Source organism: Streptomyces sp. NPDC005775 (assembly GCF_042871565.1).
Classification (GTDB): domain Bacteria; phylum Actinomycetota; class Actinomycetes; order Streptomycetales; family Streptomycetaceae; genus Streptomyces.
Genome location: NZ_JBIAIU010000004.1, coordinates 14,297 through 32,355, shown reverse-complemented (window position 1 = coordinate 32,355; position 18,059 = coordinate 14,297). Strand labels below are relative to the sequence as shown.

General features: G+C 72.0%; 12 protein-coding genes. 6 read left to right on the top strand and 6 right to left on the bottom strand.

Annotated elements, in window-relative coordinates; translation table 11 throughout:
• Positions 1 to 17: 17 nt before the first annotated feature.
• A complete protein-coding gene (locus ACFYPA_RS10695) occupies positions 18 to 1,169 on the bottom strand; it encodes a Gfo/Idh/MocA family oxidoreductase (RefSeq protein WP_326662089.1) in 1,152 nt (383 codons plus the stop codon).
• A 295-nt stretch (positions 1,170 to 1,464) separates the two neighbouring features.
• Here ACFYPA_RS10695 and ACFYPA_RS10690 point away from each other — a divergent pair, with 295 nt between their 5' ends.
• A complete protein-coding gene (locus tag ACFYPA_RS10690) occupies positions 1,465 to 2,529 on the top strand; it encodes a LacI family DNA-binding transcriptional regulator (RefSeq protein WP_359087019.1) in 1,065 nt (354 codons plus the stop codon).
• A 122-nt stretch (positions 2,530 to 2,651) separates the two neighbouring features.
• Positions 2,652 to 3,440, top strand: coding sequence for a sugar phosphate isomerase/epimerase family protein (locus ACFYPA_RS10685; protein ID WP_359087020.1), 789 nt, complete (start codon positions 2,652 to 2,654; stop codon positions 3,438 to 3,440).
• 221 nt (positions 3,441 to 3,661) lie between these two features.
• Here the strand turns inward: ACFYPA_RS10685 and ACFYPA_RS10680 are convergent, their stop codons facing one another.
• Entirely contained in the window at positions 3,662 to 4,567 is a 906-nt protein-coding gene (locus tag ACFYPA_RS10680) for an EamA family transporter (RefSeq protein ID WP_359320441.1), read from the bottom strand.
• A gap of 114 nt (positions 4,568 to 4,681) precedes the next feature.
• On the opposite strand from ACFYPA_RS10680, the gene ACFYPA_RS10675 reads away from it, so the two are divergent.
• From ACFYPA_RS10675 to ACFYPA_RS10665, 3 genes are all read left to right on the top strand, one after another.
• Positions 4,682 to 5,689, top strand: coding sequence for a LysR substrate-binding domain-containing protein (locus ACFYPA_RS10675; protein WP_359320496.1), 1,008 nt, complete (start codon positions 4,682 to 4,684; stop codon positions 5,687 to 5,689).
• 83 nt (positions 5,690 to 5,772) lie between these two features.
• Positions 5,773 to 7,629 (top strand): glycoside hydrolase family 3 protein, encoded by a 1,857-nt coding sequence (locus tag ACFYPA_RS10670; protein ID WP_359320438.1) that lies wholly within the window; start codon positions 5,773 to 5,775, stop codon positions 7,627 to 7,629.
• A gap of 223 nt (positions 7,630 to 7,852) precedes the next feature.
• Positions 7,853 to 10,192, top strand: a complete 2,340-nt coding sequence (locus ACFYPA_RS10665) for a SpoIIE family protein phosphatase (RefSeq protein ID WP_359320435.1) — start codon at positions 7,853 to 7,855, stop codon at positions 10,190 to 10,192.
• A gap of 76 nt (positions 10,193 to 10,268) precedes the next feature.
• Here ACFYPA_RS10665 and ACFYPA_RS10660 read toward each other — a convergent pair whose 3' ends face one another.
• Entirely contained in the window at positions 10,269 to 11,744 is a 1,476-nt protein-coding gene (locus tag ACFYPA_RS10660) for a S28 family serine protease (protein ID WP_359086889.1), read from the bottom strand.
• Positions 11,745 to 11,841: 97 nt separating this feature from the next.
• Positions 11,842 to 12,258, bottom strand: a complete 417-nt coding sequence (locus ACFYPA_RS10655) for a hypothetical protein (protein ID WP_359086890.1) — start codon at positions 12,256 to 12,258, stop codon at positions 11,842 to 11,844.
• A gap of 184 nt (positions 12,259 to 12,442) precedes the next feature.
• Between ACFYPA_RS10655 and ACFYPA_RS10650 the strand changes: the two genes are divergently transcribed.
• Complete coding sequence (locus ACFYPA_RS10650) at positions 12,443 to 12,940, top strand: hypothetical protein (RefSeq protein ID WP_359320432.1); 498 nt, start codon at positions 12,443 to 12,445, stop codon at positions 12,938 to 12,940.
• A gap of 18 nt (positions 12,941 to 12,958) precedes the next feature.
• Here the strand turns inward: ACFYPA_RS10650 and ACFYPA_RS10645 are convergent, their stop codons facing one another.
• The gene (locus ACFYPA_RS10645) at positions 12,959 to 16,699 is read right to left on the bottom strand and encodes an ABC transporter ATP-binding protein (RefSeq protein ID WP_359086894.1); all 3,741 of its coding nucleotides are present in this window, start codon (positions 16,697 to 16,699) and stop codon (positions 12,959 to 12,961) included.
• Between the two features lie 115 nt (positions 16,700 to 16,814).
• A complete protein-coding gene (locus ACFYPA_RS10640) occupies positions 16,815 to 17,816 on the bottom strand; it encodes a serine hydrolase (RefSeq protein ID WP_359086896.1) in 1,002 nt (333 codons plus the stop codon).
• Between the last annotated feature and the right edge of the window lie 243 nt (positions 17,817 to 18,059).

Genomic DNA, 18,059 nt, shown 5'->3' with positions numbered 1-18,059 from the left:
CTGGGGGAGGTGGCTGGTCACAGGGTCAGCTCCGGTACGTCGAAGCGGCGGCCCTCGGCGGAGGACTTGAGGCCGAGTTCGGCGAGCTGGACGCCGCGGGCGCCGGCCATCAGGTCCCAGGCGTACGGCTCGTCGAGCACGATGTGCCGGAGGAACAGCTCCCACTGGGCCTTGAAGCCGTTGTCGAAGACCGCGTTGTCGGGGACTTCCTGCCACTGGTCGCGGAAGGACTCGGTGACCGGGAGGTCGGGGTTCCAGACCGGCTTGGGGGTCGCCGAGCGGTGCTGGACGCGGCAGTTGCGCAGGCCGGCGACGGCGGAGCCGTGGGTGCCGTCGACCTGGAACTCGACGAGCTCGTCGCGGTTGACGCGGACCGTCCAGGAGGAGTTGATCTGGGCGACGGCGCCGCCCTCCAGCTGGAAGATGCCGTACGCGGCGTCGTCCGCGGTCGCGGCGTACGGCTTGCCGTGCTCGTCCCAGCGCTCGGGAACGTGCGTCTGGACGTGCGCCTGGACGGTGGTGACCCGGCCGAACAGCTCGTGGAGCACGTACTCCCAGTGCGGGAACATGTCGACGACGATGCCGCCGCCGTCCTCGGCGCGGTAGTTCCAGGAGGGGCGCTGGGCCTCCTGCCAGTCCCCCTCGAAGACCCAGTAGCCGAACTCGCCGCGCACGGAGAGGATCTCGCCGAAGAAGCCGCCGTCGATGAGGCGCTTCAGCTTCAGCAGGCCCGGCAGGAAGATCTTGTCCTGGACGACACCGTGCTTGATGCCGGCGTCGCGGGCGAGGCGGGCGAGGTCGAGGGCGCCCTCGACGTCGGTGGCGGTGGGCTTCTCGGTGTAGATGTGCTTGCCCGCCGCGATGGCCTTCTTGATCGCCTCGACGCGGGCCGAGGTGACCTGCGCGTCGAAGTAGATGTCGATGGTGTCGTCGGCGAGGACCGCGTCGAGGTCGGTCGACCACTCGGTCAGGCCGTGCTGCTCGGCGAGTGCCTCCAGCGCGTGGGCGCGGCGGCCGACGAGGACCGGCTCGGGCCACAGCACGTCGCCGTTGCCGAGATCCAGGCCGCCCTGCTCGCGGATCGCGAGGACCGAGCGCACCAGGTGCTGTCGGTATCCCATGCGACCCGTGACGCCGTTCATGGCGATGCGCACTGTCCTGCGTGTCACGAAAGTTCCTCCATGCAGCCGTAGCAAGCGCTTTCTATACGGTATGACGCTAGCCTGCCGACAGCGGCCTGGACAAGAGGGGGCGCGCTGATTGGTTTAGAGGGTCCGACAATTGGGGGTGGGTGAAGGAGCGGGGCCGGGTGCGTGCAGCTGCAAGGCGGAGGATTGAGCCATGGCGGAGCCCTGGTGATTGACGACAACGCCGCAGATGCGCGTGACCGGCCCCGCGACGCCGCCCCCCAATTGCCGGACCCTCTCAGTCCACTCCCCCTCATCACTCCTCGGAGGAATTGCGATGACAGTCACCCTGGCGGACGTGGCGGCTCGCGCCCGGGTGTCCCCGGCCACCGTCTCCCGCGTGCTGAACGGCAACTACCCGGTGGCGGCGTCCACCCGGGAGCGGGTCCTGCGTGCGGTGGACGACCTGGACTACGTACTCAACGGGCCCGCGAGCTCCCTGGCGGCGGCCACGTCCGACCTGATCGGGATTCTGGTCAACGACATCGCCGACCCGTTCTTCGGAATCATGGCGGGCGCGGCCCAGACGGAGATCGGCGGTCCGGGCGACGGATCGGGCCGGGCGGGCGGCGAGAAGCTCGCGATCGTCTGCAACACCGGCGGCACCCCGGAACGCGAACTCACCTACCTCACCCTGCTCCAGCGCCAGCGCGCCGCCGCCGTCGTCCTCACCGGCGGCGCGGTCGAGGACCCGGCCCACCAGGCCGCGATGTCCGCGAAGCTGGCGAGGCTCGCGGACGCGGGGACCCGGGTGGTTCTGTGCGGGCGGCCCCCGCTGCCGGACAACGCCTCCGTGGTGGCCGCGCTGGCCTTCGACAACCGGGGCGGCGGCCGGCGCCTCACCGAGCACCTGCTCTCGCTGGGCCACCGCGACATCGGCTATGTCGCGGGCCCGGTGGAGCGGACCACGACCCGCCACCGGCTGGAGGGCCACCGCGACGCGATGAAGGCAGCGGGGATCGTGGGCGACGAGGAGCGGCTCACCGTGCACGGCTCCTACGACCGGCGCTCCGGCTACGACGCCACGGTCGAACTCCTGCGCCGCGAACCGGGGATCACCGCCGTCGTCGCGGCGAACGACACGGTCGCCCTGGGCGCGGCCGCGGCGATCCGCGACCGCGGACTGCGCATCCCCGAGGACATCTCGGTGGCCGGCTTCGACGACCTGCCGTTCTCGGTGGACGTGGTCCCGGCCCTGACGACCGTGCGGCTGCCGCTCGTCGAGGCGGGGGCGCGCGCGGGCCGGCTGGCGACCGGCAAGGACGCCCCGCCGCCGGGCGGCATCGCGACGATCTCCGCGGAACTCATGGTGCGCGGGTCGACGGCTCCGCCCCGGGGGTGAGTCGCGCCGCCGGGACCGGGTAGGCGCCGGACGTGCCCCGGTCCGTACGGTGCGGGGACATGAACCGCGACGGACGATCCGTACGGTGCAGGGGTACGAACCGCGACGGAAGGGACACGCACGTGAAGCTCGCTTTCTCCACCCTCGGGGTTCCGGGGCTGCCGATGGCCGAGGTCGTCCGGCTGGCCGCCGAGAACGGCTACCAGGGGGTGGAGCTGCGCGCCCACCCCGAGGAGCCGGTGCACCCCGGGCTCTCGAAGGCCGAACGGGCCGCTGTGGCCGATGAGTTCAAGCGGGGCGGGGTCGAGATCCTGACCGCTGCCGGTTATGTGCGGGTCGCTGCCGAAGGGGACGACCAGCCGGTGCTGGACGAGCTCGCCGGGCTGATCGAGCTGGCCCGGGACCTGGGCGCTCGATACGTCCGGGTCTTCCCTGGCGGCGGCGACCAGGACCCCGCCACGGCCGACGCGGCCGCCGCCCGCAGGCTGGCAGCCGCCGCGCCGTACGCCGCGGACATGGGCGTACGCGTCCTGCTGGAGACCCATGACTCGCACCGCGCGGGGGTCGACGCGGCCCGGGTGGCCGGGACGGTGGGGCACAGAAGCATCGGCGCCCTGTGGGACGTCATGCACACCTGGCTGGCGGGCGAGGAGCCGGTGGCGAGCCATGCGGTGCTGGCCCCGCACCTGGGCTACGTACAGGTGAAGGACATCGCCTCGGCCGAGGACACCACGCCGGTGGCGCTGGGCGCGGGGGTGCTGCCGCTGCGGGCGTGCCTGGACACGCTGGACGCGGACACCTGGGTCTGCTGGGAGTACGAGAAGCGCTGGTACCCGCAGGCGGCGGAGCTGCCGGGGATGCTGAGCGCGGGGCGCGAGCACCTGTTGCGGCTGGGGGATCCGAAGGAGTAGGGCTCGCCTCGGACGCAGCGCCGCCCTAAGGGCTGTCCCGTAATCCCTGGTGGATCAGCGCGCGGCGTCAGATGCGGTGCATCGCAAGGCGGAGGGGCGTCCGCATACTGGATGTATTCGGGCGTTCCGACAACGGAGGGGGTCCCCCCGTGCCGTTGAGGCTACGGGGGAGAGGTGCCGTAGCTGTCGTCGTGCGCCCGCCAGGGATTACGGGACAGCCCTTAGGGCACGGGGGCCGGCTCCGGAGCGTCCGGAGCCGCGGCCCGGGCCCGCCGCGCCCCCGTCAGCGAGGTCAGGGCCACCCCGCCCACCAGCAGCGCCCCCGCGCACCACCGCAGCGGGCTCACCGATTCGCCGAGCAGCAGCGCGGCGGACGACATACCGAAGACCGGTACGAGCAGGGTGAACGGCGCCACGGATGACGCCTGGTAGCGGCTGAGCAGGAAGCCCCAGGCCCCGAAGCCGAAGATCGTGACGACCCAGGCGACGTAGACGATGATTCCGGCGCCGCTCCAGTCGAGCGCGGCGAGCGCGTCCCGGTCGCGGTCCCAGCCCTCGAAGAGCAATGAGAGTCCGAGCAGCGGCAGGGCGGGCACGGTCGAGACCCACACCATGAAGTTGAGGGAGTCGGGCGGGGCGGCCCTGCGGGTGAGGACGTTCGACACACCCCAGCAGGCCGCCGCGGCGATCACCAGGACGAACGCGAGCACGGGCCCGCTCGCTCCCTCGTCGACGGCGGCCACACCGATGCCGGAGAGCGCCACCGCCATACCCAGCAACTTTCTCCTCCCCGGTCGCTCACCCAGCAGGAGGGCGGCGAAGAGCGCGGTGAAGACCGCCTGCACCTGAAGGACCAGGGACGAGAGCCCGGCGCCCATCCCCCGGTCCATCCCGATGAAGAGCAGGCCGAACTTGGCCACGCCCAGGGCCAGCCCCACCCCCACGATCCACTTCCACGCGACCTTCGGCCTGCCGACGAAGAACACCGCGGGCAGGGCCGCGACGAGGAAGCGCAGGGCGGAGAAGAGCAGCGGCGGGAAGTGGTCGAGACCGATCTCGATGACGACGAAGTTGACGCCCCAGAGGGCGGTCACCAGGACGGCCAGGGCGATGTGGAGGGGACGCATGCACCGAGGATCGCGTGCGCGGACCATGTAGCACCAGCACGGATTTCTTCAGGGTTAGATTGAGCGTTGCTAATGAATCGCTCACGACCCGACGACGGAACCCCGGAGGCCACGGTGCTCGATCTCGCCCGGCTGCGCGCCCTGCACGCCATCTCGGTCCACGGCTCCGTCGCGCATGCGGCGGCCGCGCTCGGCTACACCCCGTCAGCGGTCTCGCAACAGATCACCAAGCTGGAGCGGGAGACCCGCACGACGCTGCTGGAACGCCGCGGCCGCGGGGTCGCGCTGACCGAGGAGGCCGTCCACCTGGTCTCAGCCGCCCGGGAGTTGCTGGCGATCGTGGAGCGGGCCGAGACCTCGCTGGAGGAGCGCCGGGGGCTGCCGACGGGCCGGCTGTCGATCGGCGCGTTCGCCTCGGCGGCGCGCGGGCTGCTGCCGGGGGTGCTGGCGGAGCTGGACCGTGAGCATCCGGAGCTCGACGTGCGGCTGACCGAGGTCGACCCGCACCTTTCGGTGGACCTGGTGGCCAAGGGGGTGATCGACCTGGCCGTCGCGCACGACTGGGACATCGCCCCGCTGCCCGCCCCGGAGGGCGTGGCGCAGGCGGTGATCGGGGACGACCGGTGCGACCTGCTGGTGCCCGCGGGCCACCGGCTGGCGGGCCGGGACGGGGTGCGGCGTGAGGAACTGGCGAAGGAGCGGTGGATCTGCCAGCCGCCGGGGACGGTCTGCCACGACTGGCTCGTACGGACGCTGCGCACGGCGGGGTACGAGCCGGACATCCGCCACCAGGCCGAGGAGAACCACACCCAACTCGCCCTGCTCGCCGCCGGACTCGGGGTGGCGATGATCCCCCGCCTGGGGCGCGGACCGCTGCCGGACGGGGTGGTCGCGGTGCGGATCGATCCCGTACCGGTGCGGCGGCTGTACGCACTGTGGCGTACGGAGGCGGCGCGCCGCCCGGCCATCACGGCGGCCGTTTCGGCACTTCAGGCGCGTGGAGAGGGCGTGGGGCTGCGTCAGGCACTGTCCGGAAGTTCCCCCGCGGCGTCGCGGCGACCGGCTCCGGGGGACGGGGCTCCCGGGCGCGCCGGACGCGCTCAAAACGGTCCGCACCCTTGACCGGAAGTTATTTTCTGGATATCCGTGATCCTTGGCAGTTTCTTTCAACCCCCTCGTCACCGAGTACGGCCGAAGGAGCTCACGTGCACGACCGCACCTCCAGACGCACCCTCCTCACCGCCACCGCGGCCACCGCTGTCGCGGCGGCTGCGGGCATGGCAGTCGCCCCCGGCGCCGTTGCCGCCCCGAGGTCCGCAAGCAGCGGCCACAGCCACACCTCCGCCGCCACCACCCGTCGGCTGAAGCGGCTCATCTCCCGGATGAGCCTGGAGGAGAAGGTCGGCCAGCTCTTCGTCATGCGGGTCTACGGGCACTCCGCGACCGAGCCCGACCAGGCGGACATCGACTCCAACCTCGCCGAGATCGGGGTGCGTACCGCCGCCGAGATGATCGCCAAGTACCACGTGGGCGGCATCATCTACTTCGCCTGGGCGCACAACACCCGTGACCCGCACCAGATCGCCGCTCTCTCCAACGGCATCCAGCGGGCCGGGCTCGCGGGGCCCAACGCGGTGCCGCTCCTCATCTCCACCGACCAGGAGCACGGCATCGTCTGCCGGGTCGGCGAGCCCGCCACGCTGATGCCGGGCGCGATGGCGCTGGGCGCGGGCGGTTCGCGGTCGGACGCGCGGCGGGCCGGACAGATCGCGGGTGCCGAGCTGGCGGCGATCGGCATCCGGCAGAACTACGCGCCGGACGCGGACGTCAACGTCAATCCGGCCAACCCGGTGATCGGCGTGCGGTCCTTCGGCTCCGATCCGCAGTCCGTGGCCGGGATGGTCGCGGCCCAGGTGAAGGGGTACCAGAGCGCCGGGATCGCCTCCACGGCCAAGCACTTCCCGGGGCACGGCGACACCAGCACCGACAGCCACACCGGCCTGCCGGTGATCGGCCACACCCGCGAGCAGTGGGCCGAACTGGACGAGCCGCCGTTCCGGGCGGCGATCGCCGCGGGCATCGACTCGATCATGACGGCGCACATCGTGGTGCCGGCGCTCGACCCGGCCGAGGACCCGGCGACGCTGTCCAGGCCCATCCTCACCGGCATCCTGCGCGAGGAGCTCGGCTACGACGGCGTCGTGGTCACCGACTCGCTCGGCATGGAGGGCGTGCGGACCAAGTACGGCGACGAGCGGGTGCCGGTCCTGGCGCTGCGGGCGGGCGTCGACCAGTTGCTCAACCCGCCGAGCCTGGACGTCTCCTGGAACGCCCTCCTGGCGGCCGTGAAGAGCGGCGAGGTCAGCGAGGACCGCCTCGACGAATCGATCCTGCGCGTCCTGCGGCTGAAGACGAAGCTGGGGCTGTTCGACGACCCGTTCGTCAGTGAGCGCGGCGTGGACCGTACCGTCGGCACCCGGTCCCACCTCGCCGCCGCCGACCGGATCGCGGAGCACACCACCACGCTGCTGGCCAACGACGGTGCGCTGCTGCCGCTGTCGCGTCGCTCGCACAGGAACCTGCTGGTGGTGGGGGCCGATCCGGCCTCGCCGTCCGGCACGACGGGCCCGCCGACCACCACCCTGGCCCAGGCGTTCGGCGAGCTGGGGTACACGGCCACGGCCCTGTCCACCGGTACCGCCCCGACCAGGGCGGCCATCGACACGGCGGTGGCGGCCGCGCAGGGCAAGGACGCGGTGGTCGTCGGGACGTACAACGTCACGGGGACCAGTTCGCAGCGGACGCTGGTGAGCGAGCTGGCCGCGACCGGCGTTCCGGTGATCACGCTCGCGATCCGCAACCCTTACGACATCGCCCGGCTCGCGGGGACGGGACACGCGGCGAGCCTCGCCTCGTACTCCTGGACCGATGTCGAGCTGCGGGCAGCCGCCCGGGTGATCGCGGGCCGGGCGCGGCCGCAGGGGAAGCTCCCGGTGCCGGTGCAGCGCGCGGACGATCCGTCACAGGTGCTGTACCCGGTGGGCTACGGGCTGACGTACTGACCGCGGGGACTGACCGGCGGTGAGGCTCAGGGGGCGGTGCGGGCGGTTCCGGGCCCGTACCGCCCCTGGCGCTGTTTCCCGGGCGCCGGGTGGGCCGTCATCCGGTCCGCCCGGCCTCTCCGGTGGCGGATGGCCGGGGCAGGGCTGATTCTGGTGCCGTGGCCGTGGTCGCGCGCGGACGCCTGTCGCGGGCCCCGCCCAGGGGGCCGAAGGAGCTGGCGTGATGGCTGATTCCCCCCTGATCGTCGTGGACGGCAGCGGCGTCGTCACCGGCTGGAGCGGTGGCGCCGAGCAGCTCTTCGGTCTGCCGGCCGCCAAGGCGACGGGGCGGCCCGTCACGGACGTCCTGGCGGGCGGCGGTCGGCGGCGCGGCCGTGACGACGCGGCACCGGGACTGTGGGTGCAGCCGCTTGCCGGGGAGGGGTGGGGGATCTGGGCGTCCGACGGATGCGTGGGAGGCATCGATCAGGCGCTCCTGGACATGATGTTCTCCCAGGCCTACCTCCCCCTCCGCGTACTCGATCCGGACCTGCGCGTGATGCGCGCGAGCGTCCCGCCCGCCGACGGCCCGGACGAAGCCGAGGAGCTGCGGGGACGCCTGTTCACCGAGCTGTGCAATTTCGAGGAGCCGGATGCGGTGGACTCCTTCCTGCGTGACGTCCTGGACACCGGCGTGCCGGGGCTCCGCCGGCTGTTCCACGCCCGCCCGAACGCCGCACCCGGCGACGCCCCGGGCACCGGACGGCGTCCCGCACCGAGCGAGAGGCGCACGCTGTCCCTCACGGCGCTCCGGCTCCAGGAGCGACAGGGAGGCGGTGCGGGCGCACCGGAGGGGGACGGCGGCGCCGTCCTCGGACTCGCCGTGTCCATGATGGACGTGACCGCGGAGACGAGACGCCTGCGCCGGGAGGAGATCCTCACCGCCGTGCGCGTCAACGTGGGCTCGACCCTCGACATCGAGGCCACCTGCCGCGAGCTCGTCGACACGCTGGTCCCCGCCTACGCCGACGTCGGCGTGGTCGAGATCGTCGAGGCGCTCCTGCGCGGCGAGGCCCCGCAGCCCGGGCCCCTGAAGCAGGACGAACTCCTGCGGCGGGCCGCGTACAAGGGACTGCCCGACCCGGCCCGCCAGGTGGGGGACATCCGCTCGGTCGCGCACGGAACCCCCTACCAGCAGGCCCTGTCCGACCTGGAGCCACGCCTCATCCCGCTCACGGGCGAACTCTGGGCAGATGTCGACCCGGAACAGGCGCGCGTCATCCGGGCCGCCGGTGCGCACTCGCTGCTGCTGGTGCCACTGACGCTGCGCGGTGCGGTCCTCGGACTGGTCAGCCTGTACCGGTACGGCGACTCCGAGCCGTTCACCGAGGAGGACATCACGGTCGGGGCGGCGGTGGCCTCCCGGGCCGCGCTCGGGATCGACAACGCGCGCCGCTACGTGCACGAGTACACAGTCGTCAGCGCGCTCCGCAGGGCCCTGCTTCCGCAGCGGCAGGCGCAGCAGCCCGCCGTCCGGACGGAGCACCTGGTGCTGCCGGGCCGTGACAGCACCAGCTGGTTCGACACGATCTCCCTGCCGGGGGCCCGGACCGCCCTGGTGATCGGGGAGGTGCGCGAACACGGTATCCACGCGGCCACCGCCCTGGGGCAGCTGCGCACCGTCGTCCAGGCCCTCGCCGCGCTCGATCTGGAACCCGACGAGTTGATCGCACGCGTCTACGACACCGCGGCGATGCTGGTGCGGGAGCGCGACCAGTTGCCGGCGGACGACCCGCTGCACCGCAGACCGTTCTCCGCTTCGTGCATGTACGCCGTCTACGACCCGTTCAGCGAGACGTGCGTCGTGGCCTCCGCCGGTCATCCCACCCCGCTCGTCGTCGACCCGGAAGGCGTCGCCTCCGTCGCCCAGGTGCCGGTGGGGCCGCTCCTGGGTGTCGAGGAGCGGGAGCCCGTGGCCGCGACCACGGTGCCGCTGCGCGAGGGGAGCCTTCTCGCCCTCTACAGCAGCGGGCTGCGCGACTACGCCGAACCGTCCTCGGGTGTGCTGCGGGGGGCGCTAGCGCAGCCGGACGCCCGTCCGCTGTCGCAGCTGTGCGAGGCGGCCGCGCACGCGCTGCCCGACGCACCCGAGCTCCAGGGCTCCGTCCTGCTCCTGGCCCGGACCCGGACCATGCCCGCGGAGCGGTACGCCGCCTGGGAGCTGCCGCACGACCCGTCCGCGCCGGGTGCCGCGCGTCGCCTGGTGTCCGAACAGCTGGCCGCCTGGAACCTCCCCGACGACACCGGTTACGCGACGGAGCTGATCGTCAGCGAACTGGTGACCAACGCGGTGCGCTACGGCAGCCCGCCGGTGAAGCTGCGCCTCATCCTCGACCGCGGACTGACCTGCGAGATCCGGGACGGCAGCACCACCGCCCCGCACATGAAGTACGCCGGGGCGGCGGACGAGAGCGGGCGGGGGCTGTTCATCATCTCCCAGCTCGCCACGCTGTGGGGCACCCGGTACGCCCCCCAGGGCAAGACCGTCTGGTCGGAGCAGACGCTCGCTCCCGAAGAGGAGTGAGCGGCCGCTCCGGGCCCCTTACGGGCTGAGCGGCCGCTCCCGGTCCCTTACGGGCTGAGCGGCCGCTCCCGGTCCCTTACGGGCGCCTGGTGCCGAGGCGGTGCTCGGTCGTCAGGTCCTTCTTGTCGAGCCGTGCGTCGAACTTCGCGAGCGGCTTCGCCTGCGCCGGGTCCGCCTGGACGGCGGCCGGGGCGACGCCCGCCCAGCGCAGGATGGCCGCGGTGGCCGTCGCGTTCTCCGCCGCGGCGAGCCCTGCGACGTTCGAGCCGTGGTTGCCGCCGGGCACCGTGAAGACGTAGCTGTCACGGGCGCCCGCCCCGAGGCGGAACCGCTCGGCGCCCCACGGGTCGTTCTCCCCGTACACGTACAGCATGTGGCTGGCGTGGTGCTTCACCCACGTGTCGACGTCACGCATCACCGAGGGCTGGAACTTCATCGGGATGGAGCGCGGCACGAAATTGCGGGGCGGCTGGTAGCCGTATCGGCTCAGCTTTCCGAGCCAGGGCTGCTTGATGTCGGGCGAGCCGAGCTGGGTGCCGGCCTGGTAGTAGTACGGCGTGTAGTTCGCCAGGCCCTGGTCCGCGTAGGCGGAGAAGCCGGAGATCGAGTCGATCGAGTCCCAGATCGCCTGGTCGGGGGCGCTCGCGGCGTCGGCCGGGATGGAGTCGCAGTCGGCGAGCAGGCTGTACTGCCAGAACGCCCAGATGTAGTCCATGACCACGGCCTCGTAGGCCTTGTCCAGGGTGCCGACGGTCGCGAAGGTGTAGCCGTTGTCGGCGGCGTACTGCTCGTACTTCTTCTCCATCGGCTTCCGGCGGACCAGCGCCTCGCGCTGTACGCCCTCCAGCCGGGTGCGGCACTCCTTGGTGCCGACGTTCGCGAAGAACCGGTCGTACGCCGAGTCCTCCTTGTTGACCACGTCGTTGGGCGCGACGTAGGCGACGACGCCGTCCATGTCGTTGGGGTAGAAGCGCTCGAAGTACGTGGCGGTCATGCCGCCCTTGGAACCGCCGGTCGTCAGCCAGTTCTTGGAGTAGATCCGCTTCAGCGCGGTGAAGACCCGGTGCTGGTCGCTGGCGGCCTGCCAGATGTCGAGCTTGGACCAGTCGGCGGGAGACGGGCGCGACGGGGTGAAGAAACGGTACTCCAGCGAGACCTGGTTGCCGTCGATGATCCGGGTCGGCTCCGAACGGCTGGGATTGGTGGAGACGTTGTAGCCGCCGGTGTAGAAGACCGTCGGGCGGGCCGTGTCCTTGTGCAGCAGGGTGATGCGCTGCTGGAACGTGCCCTTGGACGGGTGCCGGTGGTCGATCGGCTGGGTGTACTCGAGGACGAAGTAGCGGTATCCCGCGGCCGGCTTCTCCTCGATGAGACTCATGCCCGGGATGGCCAGGATGCGGTCCTTGATGTCCGTGCTCGTACCGCTGTCACTGACCGCGGAACGCAACGCGGCCGGTTCCGCGGCGGTGGCCGCCCCGGCCGAAGCACCCGTCGCACTCACCGTGCCGATGAGCACCGCGAGCGACAGGAACCCTCTGAGCGCCTTACGCATACACACTCCCCTTGGTTCACAACAGACCTCGTGAACCTAGCGGGGCGACACCCGCACCACCAGACCCTGTTGAGGGGCGTGCCCGCGCGTCATCCGCTCAGCAGAGGATCCAGCTCGTGGTCGCGGTCTTCCCGGAGACCGTGCCCGAAGCGCGGACGCAGCGGTTCAGCGCGTGGACGGTCACCGGTCCGGCCCGATGGGTGAAGGAGCCGCTGTCGACGACGGGCCGGCCGCCGCGGGGCTGGATCTGTACGGACATCCGGCGCCGCTTGCCAGGTTGGGTGGCGACCGCGGTAGCGCAGGCGTAGGCGCGGGTCCGGTACACACGCAGCTCACCCGTCGCGAACTTGACCGTCTTCGCCGGCCGTCCGGCGCACACCGAGGCGGCGTCGGCGCTGCTCGCCTCCACGCCGCCGACGACGAGCCCGAGGGCGGTCGTCAGAGCGAGCGCGAGCAGGCGGAAGGGGACACCGCGCCCCGTGCGCCCGCCGTGTCTATCGGTCCCTCTGGTCACCAGCAGCCCCATCACTCCATCGAACGCACATGCCTCTACCCGACACCTGTACGCACACACGTGTATCTGCCTACGACGCGGGAGGCCATCCGGAGGTTGCACCCGGCGCGCTCCGCATTCCGCGCCGCCGGACGGCCCACGATGGGCATCCCAGGACAGAGCCGCACGAAAGACAGGAACCGCAATGACCCGACTCCGCGCCCCCGGGCGCTCCAGCGGCCGGCGCGTCATCGGACGCACCGTGCTCGCTGCCGCGCTCCTGACCGCCGTGGCCACCGTCCCCGCCGTCGCCACCGTGCCGCAGGGCGGGCCGGCCGTGGCGGCCGCCCGCGGCGGACTCGTGGCCCCGGCGTACGAGCAGGTCGTCCACTTCTACGGTGCCTACATCGACGCGGTCGCCGGCGAGGGCGGCGGCCGGCTGGCCACCTCGCTGCGGGACTTCTACCTCACGCCCCGCCTGCGCGCGGAGCTGACCGACTGGGAGGCGGCCCACCACGCCGACGGGGTGCTGCACGCCCAGAACACCCCCGCCGGCTTCCGCGTCACCGGGGGCGACAGCGGCGCCGGCCACACCTGGTCGACGGTCCGGCTCACCTGGGGGTCGGCGCAGAACCCCACGTACACGTACCTGAAGCTGCGCTCCGACCTGGCGACCGGGAAGATCTCCGGCATCCGGGAGTAACGGCCCGTGGCGGCCGGTTCAGACGCCCGCCGGCTCGTCCTCCCCTATGAAGGTGCGCCACAGCACCGCGTAGTGCCCGTCCTTGGCGAGGAGTTCGCCGTGGGTGCCGTCCTCGACGACGCGGCCGTGATCCATCACCACGACCCGGTCCGCCCGGGCGGCGGTGGTGAGGCGGTGGGCGACGACGAGGGTGGTGCGCCGGCCCGCGATGCGGTCGGTCGCCTGGTTGACCAGGGCCTCGCTGGCGAGGTCCAGGGAGGCGGTCGCCTCGTCGAGCAACAGGATGTCTGGGTCGACCAGTTCGGCGCGGGCGAGCGCGATCAGCTGGCGCTGACCGGCCGAGAGGTTGCGGCCCCGCTCGGCGACCTCGTGGAGGTAGCCGCCCTCCAGGGTGGCGATCATGTCGTGCGCGCCGACCGCCCGGGCCGCCGCCTCCACCTCGGCGTCGGTGGCCTCGGGCCGCCCGTACGCGATGGCGTCACGCACCGGGCCGGCGAAGAGGTACGCCTCCTGCGGCACGACGCCGAGCCGGTGCCGGTACGCGGTCATGTCGAGGTCGCGCAGGTCGGTGCCGTCCGCCGTGACCCGGCCGCCCGTGGGGTCGTAGAAGCGGGCGACGAGCTTGACCAGGGTGGACTTGCCGGCGCCGGTCTCGCCGACGAACGCGACCGTCTGCCCGGCCGGGATGCGCAGGTCGACGCCGGTGAGCGCGTCCTCCTCACCGCCGTAGGCGAAGGAGACGTCCTCGAAGGCGATGTCGCCGCGCAGCGACGGCACGTCCAGTGGCGCGTCGCGGTCACCGGTGGAGGTGGGTTCCTGGAGGAGTTCCTGGATGCGGCCGAGGGAGACGGTCGCCTGCTGGTAACCGTCGAAGACCTGCGAGAGCTGCTGCACGGGGGCGAAGAACAGGTCGATGTAGAGCAGGTAGGCGACCAGCGCGCCCGTGGTGAGCGTGCCGTTGTCGACCCGGCCCGCGCCGACGATCAGTACGGCGGCGGCGGCCACCGACGACAGCAGCTGGACGAACGGGAAGTACACCGAGATCAGCCACTGGCCGCGTACCCGGGCCTCGCGGTAGTGGTCGCTGCGGGCGGCGAAGCGGTCGGCGCCGTCGCGCTCGCGGCGGAAGGCCTGCACGATGCGCAGGCCCGACACGGACTCCTGGAGGTCGGCGTTGACGACGCTGATGCGCTCACGGGCCAGCTCGTACGCCTTCACGCTCTTGCGGCGGAAGAAGAACGTGCCGATGACCAGCACCGGCAGGGTCGCGAAGACGACCAGGGCCAGCTCCACGTCGAGGACCAGCAGCGCGACCATGATGCCGAAGAAGGTGACGACGGAGACGAACGCCGTGACCAGACCGGTCTGGAGGAACGTGGACAGGGCGTCCACGTCCGTCGTCATCCGGGTCATGATCCGGCCGGTCAGCTCGCGCTCGTAGTAGTCCAGGCCGAGGCGCTGGAGCTGCGCGAAGATCTTCAGCCGCAGCGAGTAGAGCACGCGCTCGCCGGTGCGCCCGGTCATCCGGGTCTCGCCGATCTGGGCCGCCCACTGGACGAGGACGACGACGAGGCCGAAGGCGGAGGCCGCCCAGACCGCGCCGAGCGCCAGCTGGGTGACACCGTCGTCGATGCCGTTCCTGATCAGTACGGGCAGGAGCAGGCCCGCTCCGGCGTCCACGGCCACCAGCGCCAGGCTGACCAGCAGCGGCAGTCCGAAGCCGCGCAGCAGCCGGCGGAGACCGTAGGCCTCCTCGGCGTGCACCGCGCGGGCCTCGTCGACGTCCGGGGTGTCGGTCGCCGGGGGGAGGGCCTCGACCTGGGCGAGGAGTTCCGGGGTGGCCGGTGTGCCGGCCGCGTCGGTCTCGCGGGCCTCCTCCTTGCGGACCCACAGCTCGGGGGTGATGCCGCGCTCGGCGTCGAACTCGGCGTCGATCTCCTCCTGGAGCGCGCGGTCCTCGGCGGGGTCCGGCGCAGCGGTCCTGGCCACGTGGCCGGGTGAGGTGCCGCCCAGTTCGTCCGGGTCGGTGAGCAGGCGCCGGTAGAGCGCGGAGCGGCGCTCCAGCTCCTCGTGGGTGCCGATGTCGGCGAGCCGGCCGTTCTCCAGGACGGCGATCCGGTCGGCGAGGTTGAGGGTGGAGCGCCGGTGGGCTATCAGCAGGGTGGTGCGGCCGGCCATGACCTCGCGCAGGGCGTCGTGGATCTCGTGCTCGACGCGGGCGTCGACGGCGGAGGTGGCGTCGTCGAGGAGGAGCAGCCGGGGGTCGGTGAGGATGGCGCGGGCGAGCGCGACGCGCTGGCGCTGGCCGCCGGAGAGGGTGAGTCCGTGCTCGCCGACGGTGGTGTCGTAGCCGTCGGGCAGCTCGGCAATGAACCGGTGGGCCTGGGCGGAGCGGGCGGCCCGTTCGATCTGTTCGTCGGTGGCGTCCGGGAGCCCGTAGGCGATGTTGGCGCGGATGGTGTCGGAGAACAGGAAGCTGTCCTCCGGTACGAGTCCGATGGCGGCCCGCAGCGAGTCGAGGGTCAGCTCGCGCACGTCGTGTCCGCCGACGAGGACGGCGCCGTGCGAGACGTCGTAGAACCGGGGCAGCAGCAGGGAGACGGTGGACTTGCCGCTGCCGGACGCGCCGACGACGGCCACGGTCTCGCCGGGTTCGATGGTGAGGGAGAAGCCGTCGAGGACGGGGCGCGAGGCGTCGTAGCCGAAGCGCACGTCCTCGAACTCGACCCTGGCGGGCGCGTCGGCCGGGAGGTCCTTGGTGCCGTCCTGCAGGGACGGTTCGGTGTCGATCAGTTCGAGCACGCGTTCCACACCGGCGCGGGCCTGCTGGCCGACGGTGAGGACCATGGCGAGCATGCGGACCGGGCCGACGAGCTGGGCGAGGTAGGTGGAGAACGCGACGAAGGTGCCCAGGGTGATCTCGCCGCGCGTGGCGAGCCAGCCGCCGAGGGCCAGCATGGCGACCTGGCCGAGGGCGGGGACGGCCTGGAGCGCGGGGGTGTAGCGGGAGTTCAGCCGGATGGTGCGCAGCCGGCCGGCGAAGAGCCTGCGCCCGACCTCGCGCAGCTTGCCGGTCTCCTGCTCCTCCTGCCCGAAGCCCTTGACGACGCGGACGCCGGAGACGGCTCCGTCGACGACTCCGGCGACGGCCGCGGCCTGCGACTGGGCGTACCAGGTGGCGGGGAAGAGGCGGGTGCGGGAGCGGCGGGCGATGTACCAGAGGGCGGGGGCGACGGCGACGGCGACGAGGGTCAGCAGCGGCGAGAGCCACGCCATGATCACCAGGGAGATGAGGAAGAGCAGAACGTTCCCGATGGTCATCGGGAGCATGAAGAGCAGGCTCTGGATCAGCTGGAGGTCGCTGGTGGCGCGGCCGACGACCTGTCCGGTGGAGAGCTCGTCCTGACGCCTGCCGTCGAGGCGGGTGATCGTCCCGTACATCTCGGTCCGCAGGTCGTGCTGGACATCGAGGGCGAGCCGGCCGCCGTAGTAGCGGCGGATGTAGGTGGAGACGTACACGAGGGCGGCCGCGACGATCAGCAGTCCGGTCCAGACGGCCAGGGACCGGGTGTGGCCGACGACCACGTCGTCGATGATCACCTTGGTGACCAGCGGGACGAGTGCCATCACGGCCATCCCGGCGAGGGACGAGCCGAGCGCCAGCAGTACGTTGCGCCGGTAGCGCCACGCGTAACCGCTCAGCCTCCGCGCCCAGCCGCGCGGCTGCTGCCCGCTCTCCTTCTGCCCTGCGTCCGACACGCGGTGCCTCCCGATCGACCTGCTCTACCGGAAGGCACCAACGCGGTGTGCTGCGGATTTCATCCCGCCGCAACAAATACGGGACCTTCGTCGTAGGTCCCGGGGCGGACGGCCGCTATCGCGGGGCCACGGTCAGCATCCGGCCGGCCGGTGCCTCCGGGACCGGCGGGATCGCCTCCTGGAGAAGCGGGGTCACGGTGGGCGCGTCCGCCCGGTGGATGACGCGGACGGGCATTCCGTGCAGGACGCGCGGCTTCGCCGGGGGCAGGTTCAGGTCCTTGTGCACGACCTTGGCGACGGCCTCGATGGTGTTGACCCCGTCCGTCATCGTCTTGTTGTCCTGGGTGAGGACCGTCAGCACGTAGTCGTGGCCCTTTCCCGTGAAGGCCCCGATGCTGTGCACCCGCCAGCCGTGCGTGGCGCGCGGCAGCCAGCCGTTCTTGACCTGGACGGTGACGCCCGCCGGGGCCCCGGCGGGCGTGCCCCAGCGCTGCGAGGAGATGACCTTGCGCATCAGGCCGAGCTCGTAGGAGCGGGAGCTGTCGGTGAGCACGGAGTTCTTCGCGGTGAGCAGCGTCAGCAGGCGCAGCTGGTCCTGGGCGGTGATCTGCGTCAGCCCCCAGTAGCCACCGGAGCCCGGCACGGTGTGGGTCATCCCGGCGGCCTTGAGGAACGCGTTGACCTTGGTGGCACCGAGCTGCTTCCACAGCGCGGTGGTCGCGTCGTTGTCGGACTTGGTGATCATCGCGGTGCTGAGTTCGCTCTCGCGCGCCGTGAGCTTGCGGCCCCGCTTGGCGTTGTCCCAGAGCAGGGTGGCCAGCACGGTCGCCTTGACCACGCTGGCGGAGTCGTACCTGGACGTGGCCCGGAGCGTGCACGTGGTCTTCGTGGTCCGGTCGTAGAGGGCCACCGCGGTGGTCGACTTGCGCCCCTTGAGCGCTGCGGTGATGTCCTTCGACAGCTTGGCGGCGAGTCCGGCCCTCGCCGAGGTGCAGCTCGCCGTCGGCGTGGCGGCCGCGGCGGGCGCCGCCGAGAGCGCCACGGGTGCGAGCACGCCGACCGCGAGCGCGGCACCGAGTGCGCCGCGGACGCGGCGCGATATGCGGGGTGTCGTCATGTGAATGGGTTCCCGTCCCCTGAGGTTCAGTGGGCGCGCCCCCCGGCGTGCCCACTGAGTTGACTCGTGGACGGGCGAAAAGTTGTACGGGACAGCCGTATGCGCCAGTCGGGTGGGCCAGCCCGTACGGAGCAGGGACGGGGAGGGAACATGTCGGACGGTCAGCCCACGGATGCCTGTCGTTGTGGGCAGTTGTACGCGGCGGACGGCCTGCGCGGGTGAAGGCGCCGGGGGCCGCGGCGC